Origin of the sequence: Pseudomonas costantinii, assembly GCF_001870435.1 — a bacterium.
In the GTDB taxonomy this organism is placed as follows: Bacteria; Pseudomonadota; Gammaproteobacteria; order Pseudomonadales; family Pseudomonadaceae; genus Aquipseudomonas; species Aquipseudomonas costantinii.
On record NZ_MDDR01000025.1, the window covers coordinates 182,934 to 199,029 of the forward strand.

The 16,096-nt window shown below is 60.1% G+C and carries 17 protein-coding genes and 1 pseudogene; 10 read left to right on the forward strand and 8 right to left on the reverse strand.

Features of this window, described 5'->3' with window-relative positions:
• Positions 1-46: 46 nt before the first annotated feature.
• Positions 47-1,258, reverse strand: a complete 1,212-nt coding sequence (alaC, locus tag BFL40_RS13445) for an alanine transaminase (protein WP_071484450.1) — start codon at positions 1,256-1,258, stop codon at positions 47-49.
• Between the two features lie 195 nt (positions 1,259-1,453).
• On the opposite strand from alaC, the gene BFL40_RS13450 reads away from it, so the two are divergent.
• The gene (locus tag BFL40_RS13450; protein ID WP_071484451.1) at positions 1,454-1,936 is read left to right on the forward strand and encodes a GyrI-like domain-containing protein; all 483 of its coding nucleotides are present in this window, start codon (positions 1,454-1,456) and stop codon (positions 1,934-1,936) included.
• A gap of 79 nt (positions 1,937-2,015) precedes the next feature.
• Here the strand turns inward: BFL40_RS13450 and BFL40_RS33735 are convergent.
• A pseudogene (locus BFL40_RS33735) lies at positions 2,016-2,114 on the reverse strand (pyridoxamine 5'-phosphate oxidase family protein); the annotation flags it as partial.
• Positions 2,115-2,134: 20 nt separating this feature from the next.
• Positions 2,135-2,623: a GNAT family N-acetyltransferase gene (locus tag BFL40_RS13455; RefSeq protein ID WP_071484452.1), complete on the reverse strand. Its 489-nt coding sequence runs from the start codon at positions 2,621-2,623 to the stop codon at positions 2,135-2,137.
• A gap of 147 nt (positions 2,624-2,770) precedes the next feature.
• On the opposite strand from BFL40_RS13455, the gene BFL40_RS13460 reads away from it, so the two are divergent.
• From BFL40_RS13460 to BFL40_RS13475, 4 genes are read left to right on the forward strand one after another with little or no spacing between them, the layout of a single operon-like run.
• Positions 2,771-3,190 carry a YybH family protein gene (locus tag BFL40_RS13460; protein ID WP_071484453.1) on the forward strand — a complete coding sequence of 140 codons (420 nt, stop codon included), beginning with the start codon at positions 2,771-2,773 and terminating at the stop codon, positions 3,188-3,190.
• Between the two features lie 42 nt (positions 3,191-3,232).
• Complete coding sequence (locus BFL40_RS13465) at positions 3,233-3,577, forward strand: YciI family protein (protein WP_071484454.1); 345 nt, start codon at positions 3,233-3,235, stop codon at positions 3,575-3,577.
• Between the two features lie 34 nt (positions 3,578-3,611).
• Complete coding sequence (locus tag BFL40_RS13470) at positions 3,612-4,088, forward strand: SRPBCC family protein (protein ID WP_071484455.1); 477 nt, start codon at positions 3,612-3,614, stop codon at positions 4,086-4,088.
• Positions 4,085-5,296 carry an RNA polymerase sigma factor gene (locus BFL40_RS13475; RefSeq protein ID WP_071484456.1) on the forward strand — a complete coding sequence of 404 codons (1,212 nt, stop codon included), beginning with the start codon at positions 4,085-4,087 and terminating at the stop codon, positions 5,294-5,296. Before BFL40_RS13470 ends, BFL40_RS13475 begins: the two co-directional genes overlap by 4 nt.
• A gap of 751 nt (positions 5,297-6,047) precedes the next feature.
• Here BFL40_RS13475 and BFL40_RS13480 read toward each other — a convergent pair.
• Positions 6,048-6,902: a LysR family transcriptional regulator gene (locus BFL40_RS13480; RefSeq protein ID WP_071484457.1), complete on the reverse strand. Its 855-nt coding sequence runs from the start codon at positions 6,900-6,902 to the stop codon at positions 6,048-6,050.
• An 89-nt stretch (positions 6,903-6,991) separates the two neighbouring features.
• Here BFL40_RS13480 and BFL40_RS13485 point away from each other — a divergent pair, with 89 nt between their 5' ends.
• Positions 6,992-7,432: a multidrug/biocide efflux PACE transporter gene (locus tag BFL40_RS13485; protein ID WP_071484458.1), complete on the forward strand. Its 441-nt coding sequence runs from the start codon at positions 6,992-6,994 to the stop codon at positions 7,430-7,432.
• A 77-nt stretch (positions 7,433-7,509) separates the two neighbouring features.
• On the opposite strand, the gene BFL40_RS13490 is transcribed toward BFL40_RS13485, so the two are convergent.
• Positions 7,510-8,283, reverse strand: a complete 774-nt coding sequence (locus BFL40_RS13490) for an SDR family NAD(P)-dependent oxidoreductase (protein WP_071484459.1) — start codon at positions 8,281-8,283, stop codon at positions 7,510-7,512.
• 103 nt (positions 8,284-8,386) lie between these two features.
• Here BFL40_RS13490 and BFL40_RS13495 point away from each other — a divergent pair, with 103 nt between their 5' ends.
• Positions 8,387-9,283: a LysR family transcriptional regulator gene (locus BFL40_RS13495; RefSeq protein WP_071484460.1), complete on the forward strand. Its 897-nt coding sequence runs from the start codon at positions 8,387-8,389 to the stop codon at positions 9,281-9,283.
• Here the strand turns inward: BFL40_RS13495 and BFL40_RS13500 are convergent.
• The gene (locus tag BFL40_RS13500) at positions 9,280-10,197 is read right to left on the reverse strand and encodes a LysR family transcriptional regulator (RefSeq protein WP_071484461.1); all 918 of its coding nucleotides are present in this window, start codon (positions 10,195-10,197) and stop codon (positions 9,280-9,282) included. The two genes, BFL40_RS13495 and BFL40_RS13500, sit on opposite strands and share 4 nt — an antisense overlap.
• A 104-nt stretch (positions 10,198-10,301) precedes the next feature.
• On the opposite strand from BFL40_RS13500, the gene BFL40_RS13505 reads away from it, so the two are divergent.
• From BFL40_RS13505 to BFL40_RS13515, 3 genes are read left to right on the forward strand one after another with little or no spacing between them, the layout of a single operon-like run.
• A complete protein-coding gene (locus BFL40_RS13505; RefSeq protein ID WP_071484462.1) occupies positions 10,302-11,060 on the forward strand; it encodes a 5-oxoprolinase subunit PxpA in 759 nt (252 codons plus the stop codon).
• A 55-nt stretch (positions 11,061-11,115) separates the two neighbouring features.
• Positions 11,116-11,994 carry a 5-oxoprolinase subunit B family protein gene (locus BFL40_RS13510; RefSeq protein WP_071484463.1) on the forward strand — a complete coding sequence of 293 codons (879 nt, stop codon included), beginning with the start codon at positions 11,116-11,118 and terminating at the stop codon, positions 11,992-11,994.
• The gene (locus BFL40_RS13515; protein WP_071484464.1) at positions 11,991-12,965 is read left to right on the forward strand and encodes a 5-oxoprolinase subunit C family protein; all 975 of its coding nucleotides are present in this window, start codon (positions 11,991-11,993) and stop codon (positions 12,963-12,965) included. Before BFL40_RS13510 ends, BFL40_RS13515 begins: the two co-directional genes overlap by 4 nt.
• A 59-nt stretch (positions 12,966-13,024) precedes the next feature.
• Here BFL40_RS13515 and BFL40_RS13520 read toward each other — a convergent pair whose 3' ends face one another.
• Together BFL40_RS13520 and BFL40_RS13525 are read right to left on the reverse strand one after the other, a co-directional pair.
• Complete coding sequence (locus BFL40_RS13520; protein ID WP_071484465.1) at positions 13,025-14,641, reverse strand: inorganic phosphate transporter; 1,617 nt, start codon at positions 14,639-14,641, stop codon at positions 13,025-13,027.
• 253 nt (positions 14,642-14,894) lie between these two features.
• Complete coding sequence (locus tag BFL40_RS13525; RefSeq protein WP_071484466.1) at positions 14,895-15,917, reverse strand: transporter; 1,023 nt, start codon at positions 15,915-15,917, stop codon at positions 14,895-14,897.
• Positions 15,918-16,096: the final 179 nt, after the last annotated feature.

The window sequence follows — 16,096 nt, forward strand, 5'->3', positions numbered from 1 at the left end:
GCTGCATTCCCACGCGGAGCGTGGGAACGATCAACGATCATTTGGATCAGGCTTTGGTGACAAGCCCATCCGCTCGGAACATCCCGCGAATCCCGCGCACTGCCTGGCGAATCCGGTCCTGGTTCTCGATCAGCGCAAAGCGCACATGATCATCCCCATACTCACCAAAGCCGATCCCCGGCGACACACACACCTTCGCCTCCAGCAGCAGCTTCTTGGCAAATTCCAGCGAGCCCATGGCGGCATACGCCTCGGGAATTTTCGCCCAGACGTACATCGACGCCTTCGGGTTCTCGACCATCCAGCCCAGCTCATGCAGGCCTTTGACTAGCACGTTACGGCGCTGGCGGTACTGCTCGGCAATGTCCTTCACGCACTGTTGGTCGCCTTCGAGCGCGGCAATCGCCGCCACTTGCAGCGGGGTAAAGGTGCCGTAGTCGTGGTAGCTCTTGATCCGCGCCAGGGCGTTGACCAGTTCCGGGTTACCCACCATGAAGCCAATACGCCAGCCGGCCATGTTGTAGCTCTTGGACAGGGTGAAAAACTCCACCGCAATGTCCTTGGCACCGGGCACCTGCATGATCGACGGGGCTTTCCAGCCGTCGTAGACGATGTCGGCGTAGGCCAGGTCGTGGACCACCAACACGTCGTACTGCTTGGCCAGCGCAATCACGCGCTCGAAGAAATCCAGCTCCACGCACTGCGCGGTGGGGTTGGACGGAAAACCCAGAATCATCATTTTTGGCTTGGGAATCGAACCCCGAATCGCCCGTTCCAGCTCGGCGAAGAAGTCTACGCCGGGAATCAACGGCACCGAGCGCACCTGGGCGCCGGCAATTACAGCACCGTAGATGTGAATCGGGTAGCTCGGGTTCGGAACTAATACGGTATCGCCCTGGTCCAGGGTGGCCAGCATCAAGTGCGCCAGGCCTTCCTTGGAACCGATGGTCACGATGGCTTCCGACTCGGGGTCGATGTCCACTTCATAGCGGTCTTTGTACCAGCGCGAAATCGCCCGGCGCAGACGCGGAATGCCTTTGGAGGTGGAGTAGCCGTGGGTGTCTTCACGCTGAGCGACGGTGACCATTTTTTCCACGATGTGCGGTGGAGTGGCGCCGTCAGGGTTACCCATGCTCAAGTCGATGATGTCTTCGCCGCGCCGACGCGCAGCCATCTTCAGCTCGGCAGTGATATTGAATACGTAAGGGGGGAGTCGATCTATGCGCGCAAAGCGGCGCGGCGAACCTTGGTCTGCCATTGTTGCCTCGAAGTACGTAAGCGCCCGGAACCGTCCGAGCGACGTCGGCCACTGCGGTGGCCTGCGGAGCAGACAATACGGTTGATGATGGCCCGTTGTCCAGATGCGTAGGAAAAATTTCTGCGTGGAGTGCAACGCGGATATCCCCCTATACTTGATGCGGGTTTGTTCCCTCATAAGAAGGAGACTGTTCAGATGGATCAGCAGACAAAGCAACCGTTGCAGCCACGCATGGAAGCAGGCAAGGCACTGGTCATCGCCGGTGTACAAGGGCGTTATTCGAAGGCCACCATCGGTGATATTCCCAAGTTGTGGGAGCTGTTCGACACCTGCATCAAGGACATCAAACAGCGCGTCGGTGGGGTGACTTACGGCGTGTGCCATAACCCCAATCACGGCGAATTCGATTACATGGCCGGGGTTGAAGTGCCGAGCAAGAGCGATGTGCCGGGCAACTTCGAGTTCATCGAAATTCCGCCGCTCAACTATGCCGTGTTCCCTCATTTCGGGCCGGTACAGGCGCTTGAGCAGACCTACGAGCGGATCATGTTCGAGTGGCTGCCGCACTCGGGCTATAAGGTGATGGGGTCGGATTTCGAGCGCTACAGCGCCGATTTTGATGGGCGCAAGGGGACCGGGACCGTGGAAATCTGGTTGCCGGTCGGCGAAAGAGGCTGACCACGACCCTGTAGGAGCCGGCAAGCCGGCTCTACAGGTGCTTCAATACAACGTACTTCTGACTCGCTCCGGCATCTCTGGCCAGGTAGTCCTCGTTGAGAAACGGGATTTCCTTGCGCACCGCCCGTTCATGGGGGAGGCCGTAGAGGGTTTCGAGTTGTTCGAGGGTTGTCAGCATGTTCACCACCTCCTTATCGTTCAAAACACTAACGCCAGTCGGCGCTCATAACCGATCCGCCCTTTATACGCCTCCCCGCTGTCCACCCACCCGGCCCCCAAATACAACCCCATCGCTGCCACATTGTCCGTATCCACCGACAGCTCCAACCCCTTGATCTGCGGCCACGCCTGCTTTGCCGCCTCCGGCAGCGCTTGCAAACACGCCTTGCCAAACCCGCGACCCTGTTGCCCGCGATCCACCTGCAACGCATGCAAAGTAGCGCTGTGTTCATCGGCCCAATGGGGTAAACACGGCGGGCGTTTGAGCAGAAGAAAGGCGACGGGGATTTCATCGGCGAGCAAGGCAAAGCCTTTGATACCGGCGGGATTGGGATTGACCAGCAGGCTGTTCAGCGCGCAGTAGATATCGCCGGAGTAAGCCAGTTGCTCGGGATGCACTTGCAGCGTGTCGAGCCGCTGCTTTTGCACGGGGCTCAGCGTCTCATAGAGGACGAGGCGGGTTTCCATCGGGGGTGCATCCGAAATCCTACAAAGAGGCGTGGATTCTAGCGGGTTTGCCGGGGACGAAATTATTTTTCAGCGGTGTGTCGATTTACCGAAAGGCCATTCGACTAAGGGTGTCTGTTGTGATTTTCCACCCCAAGGAGTATCGCTATGAGCACTGCAATCAACACCCTGATCGATCAATGGAAGCAAGCCATACTTGCCCATGATATCGACAAAATTGTCAGCTTTTACGCCGATGATATCGTCTCGTTCGACGCCGTAACCGCGCTGCAATTCAAGGGCAAGGCCGCCTACCGCGCGCACTGGGACGAATGCATGAAGCATTGCCCCGGCCCAGGTATTTTTGAGTTCCATGAACTGCGTATTGTCGAGGCACAAGACAGTGCGTTTGCCCACTGGCTGGCCCACTGCGGCGGTGCCGGGCCGGACGGTGTGGTGAAGGCCTGCTGGATGCGGGTGACCGCCGGTTACCAGCGCTTCAATGGCCAGTGGAAGGTGGTGCATGAGCATTGGTCGGCGCCTTTCGATATGGAAAGCGGCACCGCTTTGTTTGATCTGGAACCTTGATCGGCGCGAACTATAGTCAGTAGTCCGAAAACGGAGACTCACATGAAATACCTCTGCCTGATCTACAGCAACGAACAGGTGCTGCACACCTCGCCTGACAGCCCCGCAGACCCGGAGTGTTTCGCCTACGCGCAGTCCATTCAAGCCAGCGGTCGGATGCTTGCCGCCGAGCCGCTGGAGTCGGTGACCACCGCTACCACCGTGCGTATGCGCAATGGCAAGTTGTCGATCACCGACGGGCCGTTTGCCGAAACCAAGGAGCAACTCGCCGGGTTTTACCTGATCGACGCGAAGGACTTGAACGAAGCGATCCTGGTAGCTGGCGGCATTCCGGCGGCAAGGGTCGGCAGTGTGGAAGTGCGCCCGGTGCGCGAATTGAATCTCTGACCACTACAACCATAAGACTCAAGAGGTTTACCCCATGACGATGCAGCCTGCCGAATTTGAACTGTCCATCAGCCGCCTGATCGACGCCCCGCGCAGCCGTGTGTTCCGCGCCTGGACCACGCCTGAGTTGTTGCAACAATGGTGGGGGCCCCACGGCATGACCACCCCTGAGTGCGAAATGAACCTGTGGGTCGGTGGCCTGTTTCGTACCCTGATGCGCGCGCCGGATGGCACTGAGTACCCCACCCAGGGCGTATTTCTGGAGATCGATGCGCCGAACCGATTGGTGTTCACCGATGCTTTTACACCCGGCTGGATACCTGCGGGCAAGCCGTTCATGACCGCCGAAGTCACCTTCGAAGACGTCGACGGCAAGACCCGCTACACCGCCCGCGCCCTGCACTGGAATGCTGAAGACAAGCAGGCCCACGAAGCCATGGGTTTTCATGACGGCTGGGGCCAGAGCCTCGACCGTTTAGTGACGCTGGTGACCCAAGGCATGTTCGATTGACGCCTCAGGTCGAGGCGATTTACCGCAGCGAATCACGGCGCGTGCTGGCGACGTTGATTCGCTTGCTCGGTGATTTCGACTTGGCCGAAGAGGCTTTGCACGAGGCGTTTTTCATCGCTGTGCAGCGCTGGCCGCAGGACGGCGTGCCGGATAATCCTCGGGCGTGGCTGGTTTCTACCGGCCGCTTCAAGGCCATCGATCGCCTGCGCCGTCAGGCGCGTTTTACCCCGTTATTGCAGGAACAGGCCGACGCGCTGGAAGCGGCTGACTGGAGCGACGAGGACGTGGAAGACGACCGCCTGCGCCTGATTTTCACCTGCTGCCACCCTGCGCTGGCGCCCGATGCACAGGCGGCACTGACCTTGCGTGAGATCTGCGACCTCACCACCGAGGAAATCGCCCGGGCCTTTCTCGCTACGCCCACCACCATCGCCCAGCGCATCGTGCGCGCCAAAAGCAAGATTCGTGAGGCCAGGATTCCCTACCAAGTGCCGTCCCTGGCCGAGTTGCCCGAGCGTCTCGACAGTGTGCTGCGGGTGATTTACCTGGTGTTCAACGAGGGGTATTCGGCGTCCATGGGCGCGGATCTCACGCGGGAAGACTTGACCCGCGAGGCCATTCGCCTTGGCCGTCTGCTGATGGAGTTGTTGCCGGAGCCTGAAGTGATGGGGTTGCTGGCGCTGATGTTGCTGCACGAATCCCGCCGAGCGGCGCGCACCTCGGTTGGCGGTGAGTTGGTGCTGTTGGATGAGCAGGACCGTTTGCTGTGGGACGCGTCCTTAATTGCTGAAGGCTGTGCACTGGTGGAGCAGGCGTTGAGCACGCGGCGCTTTGGACCGTATTGCCTGCAAGCGGCGATTGCGGCGGTACATGCCGAAGCTCTTGGCGCGGGGGAGACGGACTGGTTGCAGATTGTCGGGCTCTACGATGTGTTGCTTCGAGAAGTTCCGTCGCCGGTGATCGAGTTGAATCGCGCAGTGGCGGTGGCGATGTGGCAGGGGCCGTTGGCCGGGTTGCAGTTGGTGGAGAGTATTTTGGCGCGAGGTGAGTTGCTGGATTACCACTTGGCGCACTCGGCGCGGGGGGAGTTTTGCCGGCAGTTGGGGCGTATCGAAGAGGCGCGTACTGCATACGGAAAAGCGCTCTCACTGACCCAGCAAATTCCTGAGGAACGGTTTTTAGAGCGACGTTTGGCTGAACTTGAATAGCCCAGTGGTGGGGGCTGTTGGGGGGGCGATTGGGTACATATCCGTTGTTTGGGTAACGGCCGCCTAGGGTTTCGCCCTTACGGCGACTCACTTTGGAAAAGCCCCAAAGTAAGCAAAGGGCTCTTGCCCCACCACTCGGCACCTCGCCTAGGCTCGGCGTGCGGCCAGCGTGGTTGATGGGGCGCCTGAGATCAAGATCACAAGCAGAGCACGGCGGCCTGAAAGCCGACCTGAGTGGTGTGGATCAAAAGCCAGATCAACAGCAGTGGGTGTTTTCCTGATGTATGGAGATTAAAAATGTGGGAGCGGGCTTGCTCGCTCCACATGTTTTACCGCTTTTGATCTACACCACTCAGGTCGGCTTTCAGGCCGCCGTGCTGTTGATTTTGATCTTGACCTTGATCTTAGGCGCCCCGTTAAACCACGCTGGCCGCAAGTAGGCACGGTGGAGCGGGTAAACCGGCAGGACGCCGGTTTAGCCGCGCTGGGCCAGGGATGGCCCATCGCGGCGACCCGCGCAGCCGTGCCGGAGTGCGGGCACACCGAGCCTAGGCGAGGTGCCGAGTGGTGGGGCAAGAGCCTTTTGCTTACTTTGGGCTGGGCCGGCATTCCGGCTTTTCCAAAGTGAGTCGCCGTAAGGGCGAAACCCTAGGCGGCCGTTACCCAAACAACGGATATGTACTCAGCGGCCCCGCAACAACCATAGAGCAAGCCAGCTCCCACAGTGTTGATCTTCATTGTCTGAAAGTAATCACTCCAGCATCTTACCGAGCAACCAACTCCCCGCCGGCCCCGGCGGGTGGTGCCGCGACCACAGCGCATCCACCGCCACCGAACGCGGCCAACTGCGCGCCTTGAGTTCGACCAACTGGCCGCCATCAAAACGCTCCACCAGCCAGCGCGGCAGGGGCGCCCAACCGAAACCCAGTTGGGCCATTTCCATCAACATCAAGTAACTGGGCGCCGACCACACGCGGCCGGTGGCACGGGTTTCAGTCGGGTTGATGATGCTGGCCAGGCGCAATTCGCGGTGTTGTAGCAGGGTATCGGCGGGGATATTTTGCAGACTGGCCAGTGGGTGCTTGGGCGCAACGAACAGGGCGATTTCCGTACGTTCTTCCACCGGCGCGCCGGTCAGGTCGGGCGGGTAGACGTCCTGTTTTTCGATAAACGCGATCTGCGCCCGGCCGCTTTGAACCAGGGCGATCAGGTCCTCACATTCGGCGATCAGGCATTCCAGCTCAAGGTCCGGGTAGCGCTGTTCAAAGGCCTTGAGGGCGACTTCAAAGCGGTCGGATTGGTAGGTATCGGACATGGCGATCGTCAACTTGGGTTCCAAACCGTGTGACAACTGACTTGCCGCCAACTCCAGGCGACTACTGGCTTCCAGCACCTGCTCGGCTCGTTGCAGCAACACATGCCCCGCCGGAGTCAACGTCGGCTTGCGGCTGCTGCGATCAAACAGCACCACATCCAGGTCAATCTCCAGGCTCGCCACTGCAGCGCTGACGGTGGACTGGCTCTTGCCCAGTTTGCGCGCGGCCGCCGAAAACGAGCCTTGGGTGGCCGCTTGCACAAACGCCTGCAGCACTTCGTTTGAGGCCATGACTATCGCCTTGATCGATGGTTATTAGTTATGAAGTATCGAGTCAAAGGGTAATCATGGCAACCATCGTCACTCACAGAGCGCAGGTTATGAACCCTACCAAGTCGATTACTGAACGCGTTTGCCAAGCCCTGGGTTTTGAAGGCTTGGCCTTATTGATCTGCACACCGCTGCTGGTCTGGATCACCGGCAGGCCGGCCCTTGAAATGGGTGCGGTTACCCTGGGCATCAGCCTGCTGGCGCTGACCTGGAACATTATTTTCAACAGCCTGTTCGATCGTCTCAAAGTGCGCCTGCAACTGGCCACCAACGGCTGGACCCGCGTGCTGCATGCGCTGATGTTTGAAGGTGGCTTGATCCTGGTGTGCGTGCCGTTGATCGCGGCGTGGCTGAATATCAGCCTGATGGACGCCTTTATCCTCGACATCGGCGTACTGCTGTTCTTCCTGCCGTACACCTATGTGTATCACTGGGGGTATGACGTAATTCGGGAAAAAGTCGTACAGCAACGTGTGCCTAGCCAAGCTTGAGGGCCACGACAAAATCAGGAAACGCCCGCTCCCAACAGCGGGCGATTTCCTGATAACGCGTCGCTAGCGCAGAGGGTTTAAAGAAACATCCCGCCCGAGGCCTCGATGCGTTGGCCGGTGATCCAGTTACTGCCATCGGCCAGCAAGATCGAAATCGCCCCGCCAATGTCGTCCGGCAAACCGGCACGGCCCAGGGCCGTGTTGTTGGCGACCATCGCATTGACGTCCGGGTTATCTCGTACTACGCCGCCGCTGAAGTCAGTCGCAATGGCGCCCGGTGCCAGGGTGTTGACGGTGATACCGCGCGGGCCCAGCTCCTTGGCCTGGTAGCGCGACAGCACCTCCACCGCACCTTTCATCGACGCGTAAGCCGAATAACCCGGCAGGCTGAACCGCGCCAGACCGCTGGAGATATTGATGATGCGCCCGCCATCGCTGATCAGTGGCAACAGCTTCTGGGTCAGGAAAAACGGCGCCTTAAAGTGGATCGCCACCAGACGGTCGAACTGTTCTTCGGTAGTTTCAGCAAAGCTGGCGTGAACGCCTATGCCGGCGTTGTTGATCAGAAAGTTGAAGTGATCCTGTGCGAAAACATCTTTGAGTACGGTGGCAATTTCGCCGACGAAGTCGTTGAAGGTGTCGCTCTTGCTCACATCCAGTTGCAGCATGGCGGCGCGGCCACCCAGGGCTTCGATCTGCTCAACCACGGCTTGGGCTTCGGCCGCAGCGCTGTGGTAAGTGCCGATGATGTCGATACCTTGTGCCGCGAGGTGCAGCGCAGCGTTTTTGCCCAGGCCGCGGCTGGCGCCGGTGATCAGTGCGATTTTACGGGGGGTGGTTTTAAGGGGCATGGTGCAGTCCTCTGATTGATCGTGGACTGAGTGTATTTGTCCGGCCGTAACGTGATAAACATAGGGATATCGGAATCACTGGCCGGATAAGGCGAACAATCCAATGAACAAGCTGGAACTGCTGCGCACCTTCGTACGGGTTACCGAACTGTCGAGTTTCACCCAGGCGGGTGAGAGCCTTGGTTTGCCACGCTCCACCGTGTCCGAGCATGTGCAGGCCCTCGAAGAACTGCTCGGCGCGCGTTTGTTACAACGCACCACGCGCAGGGTGCAGGCGACTCAGGACGGCCGTGTGCTGTATGAGCGCAGCAAGGATCTGCTGTCGCACATGGAAGAGCTGGAAGGCCTGTTTCGTCAGGACGAGGCGCAACTCACCGGGCGTATTCGCGTGGACATGCCGAATGTGATGGCGCGCGAATTGATCCTGCCGCGTCTGCCGCAATTCATGGCCGCGCACCCGTTGATTGAGCTGGAAATCAGCACCACCGACCGCCAGGTCGACCTGCTGGCCGAAGGCTTCGATTGTGTACTGCGAGTGGGCGCGCAGCCGGATCAGTCGGTGGTGGCGCGGCTGCTCTGTAGCATGCCTATGATCAACTGTGTCAGCGCCGAGTATGTTGAACGCCACGGCGTGCCCAAGACCTTGGCCGACCTGGCGCATCACCAGTTGGTGCATTACGTGCGCCCGCTGGGTTCACGCTCGGCAGGCTTCGAATACCAGCTCGGCAACAAGGTGCATCGCATACCGATGGCCGGGCGGGTCACGGTCAACAGCACCGATGCGTATAAAGTGGCGTGCCTGGGTGGCTTTGGCATTACCCAAGTGCCGATCCTGGGCATTCGCGATTTACTCGACAGCGGTGAGCTGGTGGCGGTATTGCCGGACTACCCGGCACCGGCGCTGGACGTGTCCCTGCTCTACGCGGGACAGCGGCATCTACCGCAGCGGGTACGGGTGTTCATGGATTGGCTGGCCGCCACGCTGCAATCCCGGCTCTAACGCCGGGCTGACAATTGCTGCGGTGCCAGGAAGGCGTCGTGGAAGTAGTCCCTAAACGCCTGCATCGCGGGCGTAAACGTACGCTCGCGGTGCCAAGCCAGGCCGACGCTCATGGGCGCCACTGGGTCGGTGACGGTCAGGGTCTCGATGCGCTTGCCTTCCAGGGACCAAGGGCGGTGCACCAAATCCGACAAAATCGCCACACCGCTGCCATTGGCAACCATGCTGCGCACCGCCTCCACCGAACTGGTGCGCAGCCGCACCTTGGGTGTTTGCCCGGCCTGCTCCCAGTAGCGCATGGCGCTGTGTTCGGCCTCGTCGACGGTGAGTAGGATGTAGGGTTCTTCGGCCACATCCGCCAGGCTCACGGCGCCGCGTTCGCACAGCGGGTGATGGCTGGGCAGCCATAGGCGGCGTTCCGAATTGAACAGGATTTCGGAGACGATATCCGGGTGAGTGAGGTTGGCCGTGAGCACCACCGCCATGTCGAACTGGCCGTCGAGCAGGCCGTGTTCGATGGCTTGGCGTTCCTGTTCGAAGACCTCGATGGTCACGTCCGGGTGCCAATGCTCCATGCGCTGCAAGTGGTGGGGCAGGAAATAACCCAGCACCGTGTAGCTGGCGGCGACCCGCAGCACGCCACTGGCGCGGTAGTCCGGCAAGGGGCTATTCAACGCGTCGTCGACGCTGCGCACGATCACATAGGCGCGGTTGAGAAAGTGCCGCCCGGCGTCGGTCAGGTTCATGCCCTGGGCCGAGCGCACAAACAGCTGCACGCCGAGCATGGCTTCCAGCTCCTTGATCGCCGTGGTCACCGCCGACTGGGAGATGTTCAGGTGAATCGCAGCCTGGGAGATCTGGCCGATCTCGGCGGTGGCGACGAAGTAGCGGACTTGGCGCAAAGTCAGGGACATGGCTTTATCTGTTTTTCAGAAGATGCCCTATCTGATAATAGATCTTCCCAAGGGGTCAAGCCGCAGCCTACTTTCAGCCATCACCTTTTGGCGGAGCAGTCCCGATGCAGGCAGTGGATTTCAATTCGGATATGGGCGAAGGCTTCGGCCCCTGGACCATCGGCGATGGTGTCGACGCGGAACTGATGGCCTACATCAGCTCGGCCAATATCGCCACCGGCTTCCACGCCGGCGACCCCGGTACCATGCGCCGTACCATCGAGCGTGCCAAGCAATTGGGTGTGGCCATCGGCGCACATCCGGGCTTTCGCGACCTGGTCGGGTTTGGTCGCCGGCATATCAATGCGCCGGCCCAAGAACTGGTGGACGATATGCTTTACCAGCTCGGCGCCCTGCGCGAAATGGCCCGTGCCCAAGGCGTGACCCTGCAACATATCAAGCCCCATGGCGCGCTTTACATGCACTTGGCCCGCGACGAAGAGGCCGCGCGGCTGCTGGTGCAGAACCTGCAAATCATCGAACCGACACTGTTGCTGTACTGCATGCCCCACTCGGTGATCTGGCGTGTTGCCAAGGAGTTGGGGCAACCGGTGGTGCGGGAGTTTTATGCCGACCGTGCGTACGATCTCAGCGGTTCCATCGTGTTTACCCGCAATGTGCGCGCACTGGATCCTGCAACAGTCGCGGCGCGGGTTCTGCGTGCTTGTCAGACCGGGCTTGTACGCACCGTAGAAGGCGAAGACCTGTTTATCGAATTCGACTCCATCTGCCTGCACAGCGACACCCCCGGCGCCCTGGAACTGGTGGAAGCCACCCGCGAAGCGTTGGACCAAGCGGGCATCGACGTCAGAACACCCCAATAAGATCGAAACATTACTTTTTGCCTGCCTTTCTACAATGATTCCAAGAGGAACAGACATGGCCGAAACGACCCCCATCCGCTACAGCTTCGGCGGTGATGAACACCTGTTTGCCGAGGTCAGCGACAGCATGTCCCTGGAGGCTTTTTTCAAGGGCATGGCGGTGACCCGTGCAGTGGAGCGCCTGGCGCTGGAAGGCGTGCTGGATGTGTGCCTGGCCAATGCATCGTTCCAGATTCGCTTCGACCCTGACCGTATCGCGCCTCATGTATTGCTCGACGCTGTGCAAAGCGCCGAAGCCCAGGCGGTGGCCGAACGCACCTTGCACACGCGCATTATCGAAATCCCGGTGCTCTACAACGACCCGTGGACCCATGAAACCCTGATGCGTTTTCGTGACCGTCATCAAGACCCCAGCGGTACGGATCTGGAATACGCGGCGCGCATCAATGGTCTGGCGGACGTCGACGCGTTTATCGCCGCCCACAGTGGCGCGCCGTGGTTTGTGTCGATTGTCGGTTTTGTCGCGGGCTTGCCGTTCATGTTCCAAATGGTCGAGCGCGAGCGCCAATTGCAGGTGCCCAAGTACCTGCGCCCGCGTACCGACACGCCAAAATTGACCCTCGGCCATGGCGGCTGTTTCGGCTGTATCTACTCGGTGCGCGGCGCCGGTGGTTACCAGATGTTCGGCGTGACCCCGGCACCGATCTACGACCCGGCGCAGCAGTTGGCGTACCTCAAGGAACACATGGTGTTCTTTCGCCCAGGCGACATTGTGCAATTCAAACCGATGGACCGAGAGGCCTACGACCTGGCCGTCGCCGAAGTGGACGCCGGACGTTTCGACCTGCGCATTCGCCCGGTAGAGTTTTCCCTCGACGCCTTTCTTGCCGACCCCATCGGCTACCCGAAAACCTTGCAGGAGGCGCTGGCATGATCAAGGTCCTCAAACCCGGCCTTGCCACCTCTGTGCAAGACCTTGGCCGCGAAGGTTATTACCACCTGGGCATTCCGCCTTCGGGCGCGTTGGACCAATACGCGTTGAGTGCGGCCAACCATTTGGTGGGCAATCCGGTGGGTGCGGCGGGCCTGGAATGTACGTTGATCGGGCCCGAGTTGGAGTTTCAGCAGGACACACTGGTGGCACTCAGCGGGGCCTTGATGTCGCCGCGCCTGGACGGTGAGGTGGTGCACCAGGACACCGCGTTCCAGGTGCGCGCGGGACAGGTGTTGCGCTTTGAATTTCCCAAGGCCGGAGCCCGCGCTTATCTCGCCGTGGCGGGGGGGATTGATGTGCCGCTGGTACTCGGCAGTCGCTCGACCTACACCCTCGGTGCGCTGGGTGGGTTTAAGGGGCGGCGCTTGCAGGAAGGTGACGAACTGCCCATCGGTGAGCCCAGTGGACAGGGGCGAGCGGGTAATAGTCTGCCGATGGCCTTGCGTCGGTCGGTGGGCGGTGACGTGACCTTGCGCGTAGTACCGGGGCTGTATTACGAACGCCTGACGTCTGCTGCCAAAAGCAGCTTTTTTGCCGAGCCGTGGACGGTGGGTTCCGAGGCGGATCGCATCGGCTATCGCTTCAAGGGTGGCAGTGCGCTGAGCTTTCAGCCACGGGAGCAGCCGTTTGGCGCGGGGTCTGATCCGTCGAACATCGTCGACAGTTGCTACCCGATTGGTTCGATACAAGTCCCGGCCGGGTTAGAGCCGATTGTGCTGCATCGGGATGCGGTATCGGGCGGTGGTTACGCGATGATCGGTACGGTGATCAGCGCGGACCTGGACTTGATTGGGCAGATGCAGCCGAACCAAAGGGCGGGGTTTGTGGCGGTGACATTGGAGGAAGCGCTGGAGGCGCGGCGGATCTACAAAAAACGGCTCAAGGCCATGGCCGGACTCTTCAATCACTGAAGCAATACAAAACCAAATGTGGGAGCGGGCTTGCTCCCACATGTTTTAACGGTGCTGTGTCAGAAGAGCTTGGTGAACAACCAGTACAAACTACCCGACAATAAAATCGCCGCCGGCAACGTCAGCACCCAGGCCATCAGCAAATTGCGGATGGTCTTCATCTGCAAGCCACCACCGTTGGCCACCATGGTCCCCGCCACACCCGACGACAACACATGGGTGGTCGACACCGGCAAGCCATACATATCCGCCGCACCGATGGTCAGCATCGCTACCATTTCCGCCGAGGCGCCTTGGGCGTAAGTCAGGTGCGTCTTGCCGATTTTCTCGCCCACCGTCACCACGATGCGCTTCCAGCCGACCATGGTCCCCAGCCCCAGGGCGATGGCCACGGCGATCTTCACCCACAGCGGGATAAAACGCGTGGACGTGTCGATCTGGTCTTTGAACAGTTTCAGTTTGCCTTGGGTGTCGGCGTCGAAGTTGCCCACCTTGTCCTTGTCCATCAGGCGAATGGTTTCGCTGGCCAGGTACATGTCGTTACGTACGTTGCCGACGGCTTCGGCGGGCACTTTGGCCAGGGAGCCGTAGCCTTTCACTTCTTCACCGATCTTGCCGGCGAGGGCGGCGAGGGCGGGCACCAGCTCCGGCGTGGCTTCCTTGGTACGTACGTAGGTTGAGAGGATCGGTCGCGGGTCGCCCGACACTACTTGCGGCGCACTTTTCGTCAAGGCGACCTGGGTGACTTCGGCCACCGCCGCAAACTGCATCGTCTGCTCGGCGGGCATGGTGCGGTTCAGTGCATAGGCCATCGGCAGAGTGCCGACCAGGATCAACATGATCAGGCCCATGCCTTTCTGCCCATCGTTGGAGCCGTGAGCGAAGGACACGCCGGTGCAGGTAACAATCAGCATGCCGCGAATCCACCATGGCGGCGGGGTGTCGCCCTTCGGGGCTTTGTACAGCGAGCGGTTTTTTACAAAGGCGCGCAGGGCCAACAGCAGCAACGCCGCAAAGGCAAAGCCGATCAGCGGCGACAGCAGTAAGGCATAACCGATCTTGATCGCCTGGCCCCAATCCACACCGCTGGTGCCGTCACGGCCGTGCATCAAGGCGTTTGCCACGCCGACGCCGATGATCGAGCCAATCAAGGTGTGGGACGAGGAGGCCGGCAAACCCAGCCACCAAGTACCGAGGTTCCACAGGATGGCCGCGATCAGCAGGGCGAAGATCATCGCGAAACCGGCCGATGAGCCCACCTGCAAAATCAGCTCAACCGGCAGCAGGGCGATGATCCCGAACGCCACCGCGCCGCTGGACAGCAGCACCCCGAGGAAGTTGAAAAAGCCCGACCACACCACCGCAAAATGCGGCGGCAGCGAGTTGGTGTAAATCACCGTCGCGACGGCGTTGGCGGTGTCGTGAAAACCGTTGACGAACTCAAAGCCCAGGGCGATCAACAGCGCCACGCCGAGCAGCAGGAACGGCGTCCAGGTGGTGACCACCGTGCCCAGTTCATGCATGTCGTGCATCAGGCTGTAGGCGGTAAACAACAGGCCCATGGCGAGCACGGCCAGGAAGATGATCACTGTCACCAGGCTGGGTTTTTTGTCCAGCCTGGGTTTGGGGTCAGCGTGTGACGCGGTAGAGGAGGCAGTCAGGGAAGGGGTGGCCATGCCGGAGCATCCAGAGTGAGGAGGATGGCGTTCATGATCATTGCAGAATGTTACAGAGATGCTGCGGTAAGTCAGTGTTTAGGAGATTGGGGGTGCCACTGGTCTACAAATCACTTGAGTTCATCCCGTAGCAGCTGTCGAGCGCCAGCGAGGCTGCGTTGGGCGCGCCTCGGTACCAAGTCAGGCTTGATAACAGCGGTGCTCCCAACGCAGCCTTGCTGGCAGCTCGACAGCTGCTATGCGAAGTTTGGCGCTAGTAGTCTTTACGTTTGCGGAACGCCCAACGCCCGGCAATCAAGGTAAACGTCGCCACCAACGCCACCAGAATCCAAAACCCCTCCGGGTCGGTCGAAAGCGGCACGCCGCCCACGTTCATGCCGAAAAAACCGGCGATGATGTTGATCGGCAGCGCCAGCACCGTCACCACCGTGAGGGTGAACAGCGTGCGGTTACTCTGCTCGTTGAGATTGGCGGCGATCTCTTCCTGCAACAACTTGATTCGCTCGCCCAGGGTCATCAGGTCGTTGATGATCAGCGCAAACTCCTCAGTGGATTTACGCAGTTCCTTCACGTCTTCCTTTTGCAGCCACTGCGGCGGGCGATTAAGCAGGCGTAGCAATGAACCAGGCTCCAGCGCCAGCAGGCGTTGCAGACGCACCAGCACCCGGCGCGCCGCACCGAGTTCGGCACGGTTGGTGGACAGGCGCGAGGACAGCAACTGGTCTTCGATATGGTCGACGCTGAGGCTGGTCTTGCGCACGATTTGCGTCAGCACCTCACCCTGATCGCGCAGTAAATGCACCAGCAACTCCAGTGGCGAGCGAAAGCGTTCACCGGCCTTCACCGACGAGCGCAATTTATCCACCGAGTGCAACGGTTGCAGGCGTGCGCTGACCAGCAAACGGCTGCGGGCGCACACCCACAGCGTAGAAATATCCGACGAGACCATGCTGCTGAAGTTGAACACCACGTCGTTGACCACCGCCAGCAACGCCGAGTCGACGTGTTCGATACGGGTCGAGCGCGAGCCTTCGTGCAGGGCTTCGAAGAACTCATCCGGCAGCGCCAGGTGTGCCTGCATCCACCGCTCACAAGCGGCATGGGCCAGGTTCAGGTGCAGCCACAGAAACTCATCCGGGTCTTGCGGTTGCTGTAAGGCTGCAAGCGCGGTAGCTGAATCAATCTGCTGGCCCTTTTCACCGGGGCGAAAACGAAAACCGTAAAGCAGGCCAAACAGATCGGGATCCTGGTGGCCGTGGTCAATGCTGTGGTTCATGGAGGCTCGCAGAGAAAGCGCCTGTAGGACGTTTCACAGGTTCGCGTGGGCGAATCATTGCAAGTAAATTTGACAAAAATGTGACGGTTTGAGGTGTGCTCGGGTAATAAGACACTTTTTTGACCACTGGTCAGATAGCCTCAAGAAGCGTCTGAGGCAGCCGATTCAGCGCATGAGCA